A 16119-nucleotide genomic window follows, 5' to 3' on the forward strand; every position below is an offset into this window, starting at 1 on the left:
GATGAGAAAAATACTGATTCTGGCCGCAGCGGTTTTCGCGTTCTGCGGCTGCAACGACAAAGAGGAGAACCAGCCCTTTGCCGGCATCGACAACCACATCACTTCGTTCGCGCTCACCGCCAAGGACGGAACGGTATACCGCGCCGCACTCGTCGGCGACGAAATCGTGGTTTCCATTCCCCGCAATGTGTCGCTCGAAGGTGCTACTGCTGACTACGAACTTTGCGAGCAGGCGATCCTGTACCCCGATCCGGCGAGGATCACCGACTGGGACAACGAACACCGTTTCCGCGTCATGGCCTATAACCAGACCCTGCGCGACTACGCCTACTCGGTCAAGCGTAACGACGTTACGGCCGGCAGCGTCGCACTGCCGACACAGGCCGATGTCGAAGCGTTCGCCGCAACGGGTGCGACGGTGATCGAGGGAAACCTCACGATCGGCGATTTTTCGGCCTGCGACGATCCCGTGACCGACCTTGCGCCGTTAGCCGGACTGACCGACGTGCGCTACAACATCGTCGTAGGCAACTCATTCGCTGGGGAAAAACTCTCCGGGCTCGAAAACCTGCGTTCGGCAGGCGGTCTGGTGTTGGGAACGGCCACCACGCCGCTTACGACCGCCCAGGATTTCGACGTGGTACTGCCCGCCCTCGAATCGCTCGGACAGCTCTCGGTAAACGGCAATACGGTCGCCAAACTCGACCTGCCGAAACTCGTATCGACGGGGACGGTCTATATCAATGCAGCCAAACTCTCCGTTTTCAATGTTCCGGCGCTGAAGGAGTGTACGGGCGATCTGACGATCCTCTCCGGCACAAATGCCTCGACCGGCAACAAGGCCCTGGCCGCACTCGGACTCTCGTCGCTCGAAAAAGTAACGGGTTCGCTGTCGCTCCAGTATCTCAGCGAATTGCAGTTATTGGAACTCCCGAAGATCGCCTCCATCGGCGGCAACTGCACGCTGACTTACCTGACACAGCTCAAAGTACTCAATATGCCGGAACTGGTGCATCTGGGCGGTGCATTTACCTGGAACTACCTGACGGCAGCGACCACATTCGCAATGCCGAAAGTTCCTTCGCTGGCCTCGTTCTCGCTCTCGGACAGTAGCTCTGCAGCCATGCTTTCCAGCATCGACCTCTCGTCGCTCGAAAAGGTACGTGCGGATTTTAAGATCGACACGAAATTTTCAAGCGACAGGCTCGAACTGCCCGCGCTCGAAACCATCGGAGGACAGTTCTACCTGCGCCACCTTTCTCTGATCGAAACACTCTCCATCCCCCGGCTCACGGCCTGCGAAAACATCTATTTTTACCAGTTGAACCTGCTGCCGTCGCTCGACCTGTCGGGCGTGGAGTCGCTCCCGAAGGTCGAACTGATCGCCTGTTACAAACTGGCGAAGGTCAGGGTTCGGAAAAATGCGCTGGGCGATCTGTCGCTGAACGGCGGTTCGAGAGCGTGCGACTTCACCGCACTCGAAGGCGCTGAAACCATCTCGGGAAAACTCAGCGTTTCCAATTATACGCAGAACGACCTGATTACCTTCCCCGGCATTAAATCCATCGGTACCTATTCGCAGTCGGGCGGCAAAGCCAGCGGCCAGACAACTGTTTCATTTCCCGATCTGGAGCAAGTCGGAACTTTCCAGATGAGCAGTTGTTCGTACCTCAAAAAACTCAGCGCCCCGAAACTTACCGAGGTGACGGACAAGTGGGACACGAGCTATATGCAGTATGTGGATGAAGGCGATCTCGAATTACCCTTGCTGCGCAAGATCGGGGTATTCAAATTCTGGGGCGGAACCTACTCCGGTGCGGCCAGCCAAATGAAGCTGACAGGCATGGCCGATTTCGCGGGCGTCACTGAAATCGGTTCGGTAGATATCAAATACTGGGGCAAGATGACCGATTTCTCCGGGCTGAAAAATGCGCTGCCGTCACTTTCGGCCGACAAGTGGAATGTCTCGGGCAACGGTTATAATCCGACCTGGGAGCAAATAACCGCAGGGGAGTATGTCAAGCCGTAGGATGAACCGCTTTATATTCATCGTCGCAAGCTGTTGTTCGGTTCTCACCGGCTGTATGAAGTGGGACTACGATCTCGGTCGGGAGATCGCAGTCCGCCCCGAGGTGGGACACGGGCTGTTCATCACCAACGAGGGGAATTTCCAATACGGCAATGCCACGCTCTCGTTCTACGACACGCAAACCCGTAAGATCGACAACGAGGTGTTCTTCCGCGCCAACGATCAGAAGCTGGGCGACGTGGCACAGTCGATGACGATGTACGGCGGCTTGGGCTGGATCGTCGTGAATAATTCGCATGTGATCTTTGCCATCGACCCCGTGACCTTCAAAGAAGTCGGGCGCATCACGAACCTCACCTCCCCGCGCTATATCCATTTTTTGTCGGACGAAAAAGCCTATGTCACACAAATCTGGGACAATCGCATTTTCATCGTCAATCCCAAACGGTTCGAGATTACGGGATACATCAACTGCCCGGGTATGACGATGGAAACCGGTTCGACCGAACAGATGGTGCAATACGGCAAATACGTCTACGTGAACTGCTGGTCTTATCAGAACCGGCTGCTGAAGATCGACACCGAAACGGACAAGGTGGTCGACGAGCTGGTCGTCGGCATCCAGCCCACGTCGCTGGTGATGGATAAGTACGACAAGATGTGGACGATCACCGACGGCGGTTATGAGGGCAGTCCTTACGGGCACGAGGCCCCCTCGCTCTACCGTATCGACGCCGCAACTTTCAGGATCGAAAAACAGTTCAAATTCAAATTCGGCGACTGGCCCTCGGAGGTGCAGCTCAACGGCGGACGCGACACGCTCTACTTCATCAACAACGATATCTGGCGGATGCCGGTGGTGGCCGATCACGTCCCCGTGCGGCCGTTCCTCAAATACAAGCAGACGAAATTCTACGGCCTGTCCATCGACCCCAACACGTCGGAAGTATACGTGGCCGACGCCATCGACTACCAACAGAAGGGGATCGTCTACCGCTATTCGCCCGAAGGAGAGTTGCTCGACGAATTCCGGGCGGGAATTATTCCGGGGGCTTTTTGTTGGTATTAAACCGATACGCAATATGAAGAAACCAATACTTCTGTTTATCGGTTTGTGCCTCGCCGCAACAATCACTGCACAAGAAAAACCGGCCGGCAACGGCTGGTGGAACAACAACCCCTCGCTGGTGATGCCCATTCGTGAGGTCGGTGTTACAGGAATTCGTCCGATGAAAGAGATCGGCGTACAAAAAACACAACTGGACACCCTCGTCCTGCACGAGAACATCGCCCTGTCGATGGCCGACGTGCTGACGTTCAATACGGCAATCTTCATCAAACAGTACGGCCGGGCCACGCTTTCTACCGTGGCATTTCGCGGTACGGCGGCATCGCACACGCAGGTGATGTGGAACGGCATGCGTATCAACTCCCCGATGCTGGGCATGACCGATTTTTCGATGATCCCGTCCTATTTCGTGGACGACGCGACGCTGCTGCACGGCACCTCGTCGCTCAACGTCGTGGGCGGCGGTCTGGGCGGGGCGATCACACTGGCGACCAAACCCGCCGATACACGCGGATTCAAAATGCAGTATACACAGGGAATCGGCTCGTTCTGGACGACGGACGAATTTCTGCGGCTGACCTACGGCGACGACCATTGGCAGACCTCGACGCGCGTGGTCTACTCCTCGTCGCCCAACGAATTCAAGTACCGCAACCGCGACAAGAACGAAAATGTCTACGACGACGATAAAAATATTATCGACACCTACCACCCCATCGAAACCCACCGTGACGGCGATTTTCATGACTTTCACGCCTTGCAGGAGGTCTATTACAATACCGGCAAGGGCGACCGTTTCGGGCTGAACGCCTGGTTTCTCACCTCCAAGCGCGGCCTTTCACAAACGACCGTCGATTACGGCGATCCGAAGGATATTCTGCACCAGCAGCGCGAACGCACCCTGCGCAGCGTACTCTCGTGGGATCATCTGCGTCCTACATACAAGGTCGGAGCAAAAGTCGGTTACATCCACACATGGCTCGGCTACGATTACGCCCGTGACAAAGGGAACGGCGAATGGGCCTACATGATTACTTCGCGCAGCAAGGTAAACACGCTTTTCGCATCGGGTAACAGCGAATTTTACGTCGGCAAAAAATGGCTTTTCTCGGTCGACATTGCCCTGCACCAGCATTTCGCGAAAAATCAGGATCGCAACATCATCACCCAGCAGGGCGACAAGGCGGTGGTCGGTTACGACAAAGCCCGCACGGAACTATCTGCTTATATGACTGCCAAGTGGACGCCTACCGAACGGCTGGGCCTCTCGCTGGCGTTGCGAGAGGATATGTACGGCAAGGATTGGACGCCGCTCATTCCGGCATTCTATGCCGATTACCTGCTCTCGAAAGCCGGAAACGTCCGGGCCAAGGCATCCATTTCGCGCAACTACCGTTTCCCCACGCTCAATGACCTTTACTTCCAGCCGGGCGGCAATCCCGACCTGCAGCCCGAACACGGCTTCACCTACGACGGCGGCGTATCGTTTGCCTTCGCCAAAGAGGGGCGGTACGCGGTTCACGGCGAGGCGACGTGGTTCGATTCCTACATCGACGACTGGATTCTGTGGATACCCCTGGGAGGCAAGCAGGATTTCTGGACGCCGAAGAACCTCAAAAAAGTACATGCCTACGGAGTGGAATTGAAGGCGGGCTTCGACCGAACCTGGAACCGTGACTGGCAAGTCGGTGCCGACGGCAATTTTTCGTGGACGCCCTCGATCAACGAGAGCGAGCCGATGAGCAAGGGCGACGAGTCCATCGGCAAACAACTGGTCTATGTACCGGAGTTCTCGGCGTCGGTAACGGCGCGGCTGGCATGGAAAAGCTGGCGGCTGCTCTACAAATGGTGTTGGTATAGCGAACGCTTCACCATGTCGAGCAACGACTACACGATCTCGGGATATGTACCTCCGTATCTTATGAGCGACATGTCGGTCGAAAAACTTTTCGCCGTACCCTGGGCTGATTTTTCCGTGAAGATCGCGGTCAAAAACCTGTTTAACGAGGAGTATCTTTCGGTGCTGGCTCGTCCCATGCCACGCTTGAATTTCGAGATTTTCCTCGACATACGCCCCAAGTGGGGTAAAAAAAGATAACTCTGCGGCGGCGGGCCTTTTGATCGCGGTGAACCATTGCAAACATTTCTGCATTTGAATCCCGCCGCCGTTCGTTTACAATCTGTTCGCGGGAACCGGAATAATAGAGATTAGTAGCACGTTGTCTGCCATAACAACGCAATACTCCGGTTTCCGCAGACAGATTCTGCTGATTTTGTATTTTGAAAAAATAGAAAATTTTTACAGCAAACAGAGAAAGGGTCAATGCCCAATTCATGGCAAATAAAAAACGCCCATGATTTGATTATTAAATCATGGGCGTTTTAAAAAAGTACCCGGAGCCGGGGTCGAACCGGCACGACATTGCTGTCATTGGTGTTTGAGACCAACGCGTCTACCGATTCCGCCATCCGGGCAAGCCTCTTCCGTAGAATCGGGAGGGCAAAGATAGTCGATTCTTCGCAATTTTCAAAAAATCCGGTTATTTTTCAAAGAAAGCCTTGATTTTTTTCGCCTTGGCGGGGCCGACCAGCGCCGTCAATTCCTCGAACGGTGCCGCCTTGACCTTGGCCACGGTGCGGAAATGTTGCAGCAGCGTACGGACGGTCTTGTCACCGATGCCTTCGATCTGTTCCAGTTCGCTATGGATAAAGGCCTTACTGCGTTTCTGACGGTGGAATGAGACGGCGAAACGGTGCACCTCTTCCTGGATGTGTGCCAGAAAGTGGAAAAGGGGCGAAGTGGGACGGATGCCGACCAGGACAGGCGGGAATCCGCAGAGCAACTCGGAGGTGCGGTGGCGGTCGTTCTTAGCCAGCCCGGCGACAGGTATGTCCAGCCCGAGATACTCCAGCACCTCGTGAATGACGCCCATCTGCCCCTTCCCGCCGTCAGCAATAATGAGATCGGGCAGCTCGGCCCCCTCCTCCTGCAGGCGGCTGTAACGCCGGAAGACGACCTCGCGCATCGAAGCGTAATCGTCGGGGCCCTCCACGGTCTTGATGTTGAAATGGCGGTAGTCCTTGCGCGCGGGTTTTCCGTCGCGGAACACCACGCACGAGGCTACCGGATGGGCCCCCTGCAGATTGGAGTTGTCGAAGCATTCGATGTGCCGCGGCTGGCGGTCGAGGCGCAATTCCTTTTGCAGGGCATTCATCAACCGCTCGGTATATCGTTCGGGATTCTTGATTTCCAGGTTCTTGAGCTGCTCGGCGCGATAGATACGGGCGCTCTTCTGCGAGAATTCGAGCAGTTCGAGCTTTTCGCCGCGCTTGGGCACCGTGAAGGTCACACCGTCGAACAGCAGCGTCGTCGAAGGCAGGAACGGTACGATGACCTCACGGGCCAGCGTCCCGGCAATATGCTCGACGACATGCTGGATGGCCAGCGTCAGCATGTCGCGTTCGTCGCCCCCGACACCCGTCTTGAGTTTCACGGTATAAACGCCCACGACCGACCCGTGGCGGATACGCACGAAATTGCAATAGGCCACATCGTCGTCCGGAAGCAGCGAAAAAACATCCACGTCGACGATCTTCGCACTGACGATCACCGACTTGCCCGCATAGTTGTCCAGCGCATCGAGGCGCTGCTTGTAGCGCTGCGCCAATTCGAATTTCAATTCCCCGGCAGCGCGCTGCATCTCCTGTTCGAGGTAGCTACGCACGGGGCGCAGGTCGCCCTTGAGCACCGCGACGACCATGTCGACGAGCCGGCCGTATTCCCCTTCGCCCTGCGCCCCGATGCAGGGGCCTTTGCAGTTGCCCAGGTGGTATTGCAGGCAGACCGTATATTTCCCCTTGGCGATCTGCTCGGGGGCGAGGTTGAGCTTGCAGGTACGCAAGGGAACCACCTCGCGGATGAAATCCAGCACGCTGTGCTGCATCACCACCGATCCGTAGGGGCCGAAGTACTGCGACCCGTCGCGGTTCAGTTGCCGCGTCGACTGCACGCGCGGGAAATGCTCGCGGCGCACCACGATCCAGGGATAGGTCTTATCGTCTTTGAGCAGGATATTGTACCGCGGCTGGAGGGTCTTGATGAGCGAGTTTTCCAGCAACAGGGCGTCGGTTTCGCTGTCCACGACGATATGGCGGATCTCGGCGATCTGCTTCACCAGCACGCGAACCTTGGGGCTGTGCTCCTTGCTCTGCACGAAATAGGATGAAACCCGCTTGCGCAGGCTCTTGGCCTTACCGACGTAGATGATCGTCCCCGAGCGGTCTACGAACTGGTAGACGCCCGGCGACTGCGGCAGCATCGCCACCTGCTCTCTGAGATTGTTTTTTTCGGTTCCCGCCATAGCGATAATCGCAGTGCAAATGTAGCAATTATTTCACAAAACGCGCCATCTCCTCCGGCATGCTTCCGGCGCACGCAGAGATGGCCGCATTTGACACACGCATAAACTAAAACGTCCGATTTTTTGTTTTATTCGTCGGAACGGCATATATTTGCGGCACATTGAAAACAAACCCAAACCCTATGAGAAAATTTTTACCTTTTCTCTTCGCCGCAGCACTCGCATCGTCCTGTATCGACAACGCTTACGACCTGTCGAACGTGAACACGGACGATGTCACCATCGGCGACGAGGACTCGGAATACCGGCTGCCGCTGGCCACGGTATACGTAAGTATGAGTGAACTGAACGAAGGAGGTGCGGACATCAAAACGCTCTTCGACGAAGCGGACATCTGGCTTCCCTCGCCCCTGCCCGGAAACGCCGCATACGTCGACCTGCGGGAACTCCAGAACACCCCGGAGACAATCACGCCGCTGCTCGATGCACTGATCGACCAGATGATGGACGACGATGCCAAGATCACCGCCGTCGCCGACCTGCTGGCGGAAAAATACCTCTCGACCTTCCTGCCCCTGCTCCCCCCGAATACGGATCCGGCAGATTTCAAACCGGTCTTCATCGAGGCGTTCCGCAATATGCCGATGCTGCACGACCGGCTTTCGGGCGAGGTCAAATCCCTGGCCGGCAGCTACCTGACAGAGCTCAAAGTCCAGGATGTAACCTACGACATCGGTAAGATCGACATCGGCGGCGACGTGGTGGACATGCTCTGCGAGAACCTCGACAGTGAAGGCACCCCCAACCCCAAAAACACGCTGCACCTCTACGGCAGCATCACGAGCGCCCTGCCCGTGAGCCTGCGGCTCGTGCCCTATTTCTCGCCTACGAACGTCCGGTTCGACGTAACGGTCGAACCCGGCAAAACGAACGAGATCAGGGAGACGCAACTTTTCGAAAGCGACCTGCGGCAGATCATCGAGGGTGCCGAGATCATCCTCCCCGTCTCGCTGGAGAAATACTATCCGGGCTACGATTTCACGTCCGATCAGCAAATCGTCATCACCCTGCGCCTGATCAAGCGCGGCGGCCTGAAGCTCAACCTCTAATCCGGCACAGAACATGAAAAAAATATACGCATTCCTATTCACGCTGCTGCTGGCATCCGGCGCCGCGGCACAGAACCCGACGGCCTATTTCATGGAGGGGTCTACCCTCCGCAGCCAGTTCAACCCGGCTTTCGCCCCCTTACGCGGCTATGTCAACATCCCCGGGCTGGGCGGACTGGACATCAACGTGAGCGGCAACCTCTCGATCGACAAAATACTCTATCCGCGCAACGGAAAACTCGTCACACTGCTCGACAGCTCCGTATCGACGGCCGACGCCCTTTCGGGACTCAAAGCCGACAACCTCCTGGGTCTCGACACGCGCGTAAACCTCATCGGGTTCGGCGCCTTCACCCGCAACCACAAGAATTTCTGGTCGTTCGACCTCAACGCCCGCGTCACGACCGACGCCACCCTGCCCTACTCGCTCTTCGACTTCCTGAAACGCGGCAATAGCGGCGACATCAGCGACATCGGCATCACGGCCGACAGCTATCTCGAAGCGGGTTTCAACTACTCTTTTCCGCTGCTCGACGACAAGTTATACATCGGTGTGCGGGCAAAATTCCTGATGGGCGTGGCACGTGCGCGGATGTATTTCACGCAATTCAACGTATCGCACAACGAGGAACGCTGGCTGATCAACGCCGCGGGCGGGCTGGACATCACGGCCGCAGGGCTCGACGTCAAGACCGAACTCAACGACCACGGCGAAGAGGTCTACAAGATGGACGACATCAGCCTCAAGCCCACCTCGCCCGCCGGCTACGGCTTCGCGGTCGACTTCGGAGCCACGTACGACATCCTGCCCAACCTGCAGGCATCGCTGGCGGTGAACGACCTGGGCTTCATCGGCTGGAGCAAGAACAAGAACGTAACGGGTTATTCGGCGAAGGAGCTCTCCTTCACGGGTGTGACGGTCACCGAGGACGGCACCGAGTCGCCCGACTTCGACATCGACGTACTGGAGTTCCACAAGGGCGCGGCCAAGAGCGTATCGCGCATGCTGCGTGCCTCGATCAACGCCGGCCTCGAATACGAGGTATGGCGCCATAAGATCGGCATCGGCCTGTTGTATACGGCCCGCGTGTGGGAATACAAGACCCTGCACAACATCACCGGGTCGGTCAATTTCCACCCGATCCGCTGGTTTACCGTCACGGGCAGCTATTCGGTGATCGACAACCGCGGCGGCGCCGTGGGACTGGCGCTGAACCTGAACCCCAGCTGGATCAATTTCTACCTTGCCACGGACATCGTCACGGCCAAGCATACGCCCCAGTTCATCCCTATCAAGCAGAGCGTGATGAACGTCACGCTGGGCATCGGAGTACCGATCGGCAGACGCAGCCACCGTATCGCGGCCTATGTGTACGACAAGGATCGGCGGTAAACGAACGAACGGGAAACCCGGCCTTTTCAGGCCGGGTTTTTCTTATCAGGACGCCCGAAAATTCTGCCGAACCGGGCATAAAGACACTTGGAGTACGCAAAAAAGACAGCCTGCGGCAACAAACGCACCCTCCCTTTCCATATTTTAGGCGCACCCATACCATAATCGGGCAATGGCATTGGTTTATCGGAAACTTTATTTATCTTTGCAATGTAGAGATTACGAAAGCATTTCTCAGGGGACGATCCCATTTTCCTGCCCCGGATGATTTTGCGTTTAAATATTGCGACGGCCCCTCAAATCTGTGTGAAGTTGCGTCACTACTTTTGAATTCTTCAAAATCACGGGCCGTCGCAATCTTTTTATCCCTTTAAACAAAAATCATGCCATAGCCCATCCGATTTTCCTCGCCCCCAGTCTATCCCGCTTCGACGAGGCTACGCTCCAGTGCGGCACGCGTCGCCATGCGGCCGGCCTCGACAATTTCCCGGGCGCGGTAGAATTCAAAAATCCCGAAACGGTCGGCAGGCATCTCTATCAGCAGGTCGGGCTTGTAAAGCTTGCACATCAGGCGTGCGATATGCTGCTGCATGATCTCCGACGATGCGGTAATCACCTTATAATAGTTCAGCGAAGCCTTGTTGCGGACGGCCATCTCCTCCGAGAACGGGGCGCTCACATCCACGGCGACCAGGACGTCGCCCGGTTCACGGCGCACCCGGTTCAACGGCAGCGGATTGACCGTACCGCCGTCGACCAGCACCTGGTTCCCCCGGCGTACGGGACGGAATACCGACGGGATGGAGATAGACGCCCGGATGGCATCGTACAAGCCTCCCCTGTCGAGCACGACTTCGCGCCCCGTCAGCAGGTCGGCGGCAACCGCGGCGAACGGCAGCGGCATCTTCTCGATCTTCACGTCGGGCACCAGCTCCTTCATGGCCCGCATCACGCGGTCGCCCTTGACGAGTCCCTCGGTGCTCAGCGCAAAATCGACCAGCCCGAAAACCTTATACTTGTCGAGCGTATACATCCACTCCTTGAAGGGTTCGAGATGCCCCGAGGCATACATGCCCCCGACCAACGCCCCCATCGAAGTGCCGGCCACAGCATGCACCTCGAATCCCTGACTCTCCAACTCCTCGATCGCCCCGATATGGGCAACACCACGCGCGCCGCCGCCCGCAAGCACCAGCGCAGCCCTTCTTTTTTTCATAAATTCATCTTGTTTATCCGCTCCCGGACTTTATCCCACGCATGGGTTCCGAACAGACAGCTTGCACGCATCGTGCCGCACATCCCGGCAAAACGCGACATCGGAATAACGAAACACAATTCGTCCGCACCGACCCACGGGCGCACCGAAGGATCGAACAGCCCCAGGAAACACCTGCGGCCGCCGTTACGGTTTTCCCGCACGGCCTGCGACACCACGGTACTGCATCCCGAGCCGAACGGCGCCGCAACGGCATCCGGGGCGTCGTTGTCGAACCCGGCCCATGTCACGAGCCCCGCCAAGACGTCTGGCGTAGCGAAGAATAGCACGCCTTCCGCCCCGTCGAACGTCCCCGCCGCATCCACACGCACGAACTCGAGCCACGCCTTCGGCCCCGGCCGCAGGTCGAGCGCAGCGATGAAGTCCAGCACCATTTCGGGCGTCTGCTTATAACGCTCCTTGAGCGAGACGAACTGCGGGACGAATTCCGGCATGGGGCTGAAACCCGTATAGAACTTGCCGCCCCCGCAACCGATATTCGAGGCGTTGAGCCCCACGGGCCGCCCGTCACGCGCCTCGGCCAACGCCTTGAAAAAACACCCGCCCGCCTTTGCGGCGGGGCGCAGCGGTTCGTCCGTATAGCGAAACAGCAGGGGCAGCTCCGGCACCGGGCCGAAAGCCTCGCGGAAAGCGGCGACAAATTCTCCTGTCTGCATGGCATTCATCCGTTTGTAATTACATAATCCATAAATACGTCGTGCGGTTCGACGGGCAGTGCCCCGACCAGCTGGTGGGCGTAGCAGACCCCGACCTTCACGCCCCGGAACCCGGGCTGCGAGAGGTATTTGTCATAAAACCCGCGGCCGCGGCCCATGCGGGCACCGGCTTGCGTAAATGCCGTTCCAGGAACGACGATCAAATCTATTTCGGACGGTTCGCACGGCATTGCGTCCCCGTCCGGTTCGGCGATCCCGAAGGCCCCCGCACGGAGTGCCCCGGGTACGTAATCGAAGAACCGCATCGCGTCGCCCCCGACCCGGGGGACGACGATCCGCCTGGCGGAGCCCCACCGGGCAAGCGCCTCCTCCGTCGCGGGTTCGTCGGGCAGGGCACAGAAAAACGCCACGCACCGCGCTGTCCCGAAAGGCCCCGATTCCGCTACCCGGCGGAAGATCCGCCCGGATGCCGCCGCACGTTCTTCGGGGGAGAGGGACAGGTTCTGTTTTTTCATCGCTGCACGCAGCTCTTTTTTAGTCATAAAACCCTCCTTTTCGGCATAAAATTCCCGGCCGTTTCTATTGTTATTCTGCAAACAATGGCTATCTTTGCGTCCGGGAACACAAAACTTTAACAAATATAAACAAATTTAAATCATTATGAGCTGTTTTTTATCTAATTCCTCGCTGGGCAAGAAGTTGGTGATGAGCGTAACGGGGTGCTTCCTCGTGCTCTTTATCCTCTTCCACATGTCCATGAACATTGTGGCGATCATCTCGCCCGAGGCTTACAACATGATCTGCGCACTGCTGGGGGCCAACTGGTATGCATTGGCAGGCACCCTCGTACTGGCGGCAGGCGTGGTCATCCACTTCATCTACGCCGTCATCCTGACGCTCGAAAACCGCAAGGCCCGCGGCTCGCAGCGTTACGCCGTAACGGTCGTGGAGCCGGGTGTGAAATGGGCTTCGAAAAACATGCTCGTGCTGGGCTTCATCATCCTGGGCGGCCTGGCCCTCCACCTGTTCAACTTCTGGGCTAAAATGCAGCTCGTCGAAATCATGGGCGGCCACGAGAACTCGCTGGGCTTCGGCGCTGCCGACGGCGCTTCGCTGATCGCCTACACCTTCTCGCAGTGGTATTACGTGGTGATCTACCTCGTGTGGTTCTTCGCCCTCTGGTTCCACCTCACGCACGGCGTATGGTCGATGTTCCAGACCGTGGGCTGGGCCAACGACACGTGGTATCCCCGCCTGAAATGCATCGCCAATATCGTAGCGACGATCATCTTCCTCGGCTTTGCCGCCGTCGTGGTGGTTTACTTCATCAAGAGCATCTGCCCCTGCTGCGCAGGCGCCTGCTAACCGATTATCCAGAACAATAAACACACAACAGATATGGCTTTAAAATTAGATGCTAAAATCCCTGCCGGCGCCCTCGAAGAAAAATGGAGCAACCACAAGGCAGCTATCAAGGTCGTAAGCCCCGCAAACAAGCGCAAGCTCGACATCATCATCGTCGGAACCGGTCTGGGCGGTGCTTCCGCCGCCGCTTCGCTCGGTGAACTCGGATATAACGTAAAGGTATTCTGCATCCAGGATTCGCCCCGCCGCGCGCACTCGATCGCCGCACAGGGCGGTATCAACGCTGCGAAGAACTACCAGAACGACAACGACTCGGTATACCGCCTGTTCTACGATACGATCAAGGGCGGCGACTACCGTGCACGCGAAGCCAACGTATACCGCCTGGCGGAGGTTTCCAACCTCATCATCGACCAGTGCGTGGCCCAGGGCGTACCTTTCGCACGCGAATACGGCGGCCTGCTGGCCAACCGCTCGTTCGGCGGCGCACAGGTATCGCGCACGTTCTATGCCCGCGGCCAGACGGGCCAGCAGCTCCTGCTGGGCGCTTATTCGGTACTCAACAAGGAGATCGCAGCCGGCACGGTGAAAAGCTATCCGCGCCATGAAATGCTCGACATCGTCATCGAGGACGGCGAGGCAAAGGGTATCATCGCCCGCAACCTCGTCACCGGTGAGATCGAGCGCCACGGTGCACACGCCGTAGTGATCGCCACAGGCGGATACGGCAACGTATTCTTCCTTTCGACCAACGCCATGGCATCGAACGGTTCGGCCGCATTCCAGTGCTACCGCAAGGGCGCCGGCTTCGCCAACCCCTGCTTCACGCAAATCCACCCGACCTGCATCCCCGTACACGGCGACCAGCAGTCGAAGCTGACGCTCATGTCGGAGTCGCTGCGTAACGACGGCCGTATCTGGGTTCCCAAGAAACTCGAAGACGTGAAGGCCATCCGCTCGGGGGCCAAGAAACCGTCGGACATCGCCGAAGAAGACCGCGACTACTACCTGGAGCGCCGTTACCCGGCCTTCGGTAACCTCGTGCCGCGCGACGTGGCTTCGCGTGCCGCCAAGGAGCGCTGCGACGCAGGCTTCGGCGTGAACGAAACGGGGCTGGCCGTATTCCTCGACTTCAAGACCGCCATCGAGCGTCTGGGCAAGGACATCATCAAGCAACGCTACGGCAACCTGTTCGACATGTACGAGGAGATCACCGACGTGAGCCCCTACGAGCAGCCGATGCAGATCTTCCCGGCCGTACACTACACCATGGGCGGCATCTGGGTCGACTACAACCTGATGACCACCATCCCCGGCCTGTATGCCATCGGCGAGGCCAACTTCTCCGACCACGGTGCCAACCGCCTCGGCGCCTCGGCGCTGATGCAGGGTCTGGCCGACGGTTATTTCGTACTGCCCTACACCATCGGCGACTACCTCTCGCACAAGATCCAGGCTCCGAAGGTGAAGACCGACACCAAGGCCTTCGACCAGGCTGAGAAGGAAGTCAAGGAGAAGATCGCCAAACTGCTCTCGATAGGCGGCAAGCAATCGGTGGACGATATTCACAAGAAACTCGGCCACATCATGTGGGAGAACGTCGGCATGGCCCGCACCAAGGAGTCGCTCGAAAAGGCGATCACCGAGATCCAGGCACTGCGCAAGGAGTTCTGGAAGGACGTGAAGGTCGTAGGCAAGGAAAACGACTTCAACGTCGAGTTGGAAAAGGCGCTCCGCCTGGCCGATTTCCTGGAACTGGGCGAGCTGATGGCCCGCGACGCACTCAACCGTGAGGAGTCGTGCGGCGGCCACTTCCGCACGGAGCACCAGACCGAGGAAGGCGAGGCCAAGCGCGACGACGAGCACTTCGTATATGCCGCCGTATGGGAGTACAAGGGCGAGGACGCAGCCCCCGAGCTGACGAAAGAACCGCTGAACTTCGAATTCGTACACCCCGCACAGCGCAACTACAAAGACTAACCGTTTGACGTTGTAACACTTTAATAACAAATTGAAATTATGAATTTTACATTAAAGATATGGCGTCAAAAGGACGCTAAAGCAAAGGGTGGTTTCGAAACTTACAAAGTCGAAAACATCTCGGCCGACACCTCGTTCCTCGAGATGCTCGACATCCTGAATAACAACCTGATCCACGAGGGCAAGGAGCCCGTGGCATTCGACCACGACTGCCGCGAAGGTATCTGCGGCATGTGCTCGCTGCACATCGACGGCCATGCCCACGGCCCGAGCCAGGCGGTCACGACCTGCCAGATCTACATGCGCAAGTTCAAGGACGGTGCGACCATCACCATCGAGCCCTGGCGCTCGGCGGCGTTCCCCGTCATCAAAGACCTCGTGGTGAACCGTTCGTCGTACGACCAGATCCTGCAGGCGGGAGGTTTCATTTCGGTACGCACCAACTCGGTGCCCGACGGCAACGCCATTCCGATTCCGAAGCCCGATGCCGACGAATCGATGGACGCCGCAGCATGCGTAGGCTGCGGAGCCTGCGCCGCGACCTGCAAGAACGGTTCGGCCATGCTCTTCGTCGCTGCCCGCGTATCATCGCTCGCCAAGCTGCCGCAGGGCCGCGTGGAGGGTGCACGCCGCGCCAAGGCGATGGTCGCCAAGATGGACGAACTGGGCTTCGGCAACTGCACCAACACGGGTGCCTGCCAGGCCGAGTGCCCCAAGTCGATCTCCATCGCGCACATCGCACGTCTGAACCGCGAATTCCTCTCGGCAAAATTCGAGGACTAAGCGATCATATGCACCCGGCTTTCCCCGCTATGCGGAAATGCCGGGCAGACAAAGGGGAGGGACTGCATTGTGATGTGCACCCCAAAGTTTGGACTGAT

At 57.8% G+C, this 16119-nt stretch carries 12 protein-coding genes and 1 tRNA gene; 8 read left to right on the forward strand and 5 right to left on the reverse strand.

The annotated features are described in order from the left end of the window. The first annotated feature begins 1 nt into the window (after nt 1). Genes QVP03_RS08400 through QVP03_RS08410 form a run of 3 tightly spaced genes read left to right on the forward strand, consistent with a single transcriptional unit; the run spans nt 2 to nt 5196 of the window. Nucleotides 2–2029: a hypothetical protein gene (locus QVP03_RS08400; protein WP_022333049.1), complete on the forward strand. Its 2028-nt coding sequence runs from the start codon at nt 2–4 to the stop codon at nt 2027–2029. Continuing rightward, nucleotides 2016–3098 carry a YncE family protein gene (locus tag QVP03_RS08405; protein WP_022333050.1) on the forward strand — a complete coding sequence of 361 codons (1083 nt, stop codon included), beginning with the start codon at nt 2016–2018 and terminating at the stop codon, nt 3096–3098. The genes QVP03_RS08400 and QVP03_RS08405 overlap by 14 nt, the downstream gene beginning before the upstream one ends. Before the next feature lie 13 nt (nt 3099–3111). Further along, nucleotides 3112–5196: a TonB-dependent receptor plug domain-containing protein gene (locus QVP03_RS08410; RefSeq protein ID WP_022333051.1), complete on the forward strand. Its 2085-nt coding sequence runs from the start codon at nt 3112–3114 to the stop codon at nt 5194–5196. 293 nt (nt 5197–5489) lie between these two features. On the opposite strand, the gene QVP03_RS08415 is transcribed toward QVP03_RS08410, so the two are convergent. After that, nucleotides 5490–5573, reverse strand: a tRNA-Leu gene (locus QVP03_RS08415). 65 nt (nt 5574–5638) lie between these two features. Further along, nucleotides 5639–7459, reverse strand: a complete 1821-nt coding sequence (uvrC, locus tag QVP03_RS08420) for an excinuclease ABC subunit UvrC (protein ID WP_022333052.1) — start codon at nt 7457–7459, stop codon at nt 5639–5641. 182 nt (nt 7460–7641) lie between these two features. Between uvrC and QVP03_RS08425 the strand changes: the two genes are divergently transcribed. Then, complete coding sequence (locus QVP03_RS08425; RefSeq protein ID WP_022333053.1) at nt 7642–8568, forward strand: hypothetical protein; 927 nt, start codon at nt 7642–7644, stop codon at nt 8566–8568. A 13-nt stretch (nt 8569–8581) separates the two neighbouring features. Then, the gene (locus QVP03_RS08430) at nt 8582–9961 is read left to right on the forward strand and encodes a DUF5723 family protein (RefSeq protein ID WP_022333054.1); all 1380 of its coding nucleotides are present in this window, start codon (nt 8582–8584) and stop codon (nt 9959–9961) included. A gap of 418 nt (nt 9962–10379) precedes the next feature. On the opposite strand, the gene QVP03_RS08435 is transcribed toward QVP03_RS08430, so the two are convergent. Genes QVP03_RS08435 through QVP03_RS08445 form a run of 3 tightly spaced genes read right to left on the reverse strand, consistent with a single transcriptional unit; the run spans nt 10380 to nt 12435 of the window. After that, entirely contained in the window at nt 10380–11177 is a 798-nt protein-coding gene (locus QVP03_RS08435; RefSeq protein WP_022333055.1) for a patatin-like phospholipase family protein, read from the reverse strand. Beyond that, nucleotides 11174–11893 carry a DUF169 domain-containing protein gene (locus QVP03_RS08440; RefSeq protein ID WP_022333056.1) on the reverse strand — a complete coding sequence of 240 codons (720 nt, stop codon included), beginning with the start codon at nt 11891–11893 and terminating at the stop codon, nt 11174–11176. Before QVP03_RS08440 ends, QVP03_RS08435 begins: the two co-directional genes overlap by 4 nt. Before the next feature lie 5 nt (nt 11894–11898). Further along, nucleotides 11899–12435 carry a 5-formyltetrahydrofolate cyclo-ligase gene (locus QVP03_RS08445; RefSeq protein ID WP_117508211.1) on the reverse strand — a complete coding sequence of 179 codons (537 nt, stop codon included), beginning with the start codon at nt 12433–12435 and terminating at the stop codon, nt 11899–11901. A 118-nt stretch (nt 12436–12553) separates the two neighbouring features. Here QVP03_RS08445 and QVP03_RS08450 point away from each other — a divergent pair, with 118 nt between their 5' ends. From QVP03_RS08450 to QVP03_RS08460, 3 genes are read left to right on the forward strand one after another with little or no spacing between them, the layout of a single operon-like run. After that, a complete protein-coding gene (locus QVP03_RS08450; protein ID WP_022333058.1) occupies nt 12554–13258 on the forward strand; it encodes a succinate dehydrogenase/fumarate reductase cytochrome b subunit b558 family in 705 nt (234 codons plus the stop codon). Nucleotides 13259–13291: 33 nt separating this feature from the next. Beyond that, complete coding sequence (locus QVP03_RS08455; RefSeq protein WP_018696600.1) at nt 13292–15238, forward strand: fumarate reductase/succinate dehydrogenase flavoprotein subunit; 1947 nt, start codon at nt 13292–13294, stop codon at nt 15236–15238. Between the two features lie 39 nt (nt 15239–15277). Next, entirely contained in the window at nt 15278–16021 is a 744-nt protein-coding gene (locus QVP03_RS08460; RefSeq protein ID WP_018696601.1) for a succinate dehydrogenase/fumarate reductase iron-sulfur subunit, read from the forward strand. Nucleotides 16022–16119 lie beyond the last annotated feature (98 nt).

Origin of the sequence: Alistipes sp. CAG:29, assembly GCF_000435435.1 — a bacterium.
Taxonomy (GTDB): domain Bacteria; phylum Bacteroidota; class Bacteroidia; order Bacteroidales; family Rikenellaceae; genus Alistipes; species Alistipes onderdonkii.

Excerpts from the sequence above, each read along its gene's own strand:
- QVP03_RS08400 (WP_022333049.1), top strand. The coding sequence starts at position 2 with ATGAGAAAAATACTGATTCTGGCCGCAGCGGTTTTCGCGTTCTGCGGC.
- QVP03_RS08405 (WP_022333050.1), top strand. The coding sequence starts at position 2,016 with ATGTCAAGCCGTAGGATGAACCGCTTTATATTCATCGTCGCAAGCTGT.
- QVP03_RS08410 (WP_022333051.1), top strand. The coding sequence starts at position 3,112 with ATGAAGAAACCAATACTTCTGTTTATCGGTTTGTGCCTCGCCGCAACA.
- uvrC (WP_022333052.1), bottom strand. The coding sequence starts at position 7,459 with ATGGCGGGAACCGAAAAAAACAATCTCAGAGAGCAGGTGGCGATGCTG.
- QVP03_RS08425 (WP_022333053.1), top strand. The coding sequence starts at position 7,642 with ATGAGAAAATTTTTACCTTTTCTCTTCGCCGCAGCACTCGCATCGTCC.
- QVP03_RS08430 (WP_022333054.1), top strand. The coding sequence starts at position 8,582 with ATGAAAAAAATATACGCATTCCTATTCACGCTGCTGCTGGCATCCGGC.
- QVP03_RS08435 (WP_022333055.1), bottom strand. The coding sequence starts at position 11,177 with ATGAAAAAAAGAAGGGCTGCGCTGGTGCTTGCGGGCGGCGGCGCGCGT.
- QVP03_RS08440 (WP_022333056.1), bottom strand. The coding sequence starts at position 11,893 with ATGCAGACAGGAGAATTTGTCGCCGCTTTCCGCGAGGCTTTCGGCCCG.
- QVP03_RS08445 (WP_117508211.1), bottom strand. The coding sequence starts at position 12,435 with ATGACTAAAAAAGAGCTGCGTGCAGCGATGAAAAAACAGAACCTGTCC.
- QVP03_RS08450 (WP_022333058.1), top strand. The coding sequence starts at position 12,554 with ATGAGCTGTTTTTTATCTAATTCCTCGCTGGGCAAGAAGTTGGTGATG.
- QVP03_RS08455 (WP_018696600.1), top strand. The coding sequence starts at position 13,292 with ATGGCTTTAAAATTAGATGCTAAAATCCCTGCCGGCGCCCTCGAAGAA.
- QVP03_RS08460 (WP_018696601.1), top strand. The coding sequence starts at position 15,278 with ATGAATTTTACATTAAAGATATGGCGTCAAAAGGACGCTAAAGCAAAG.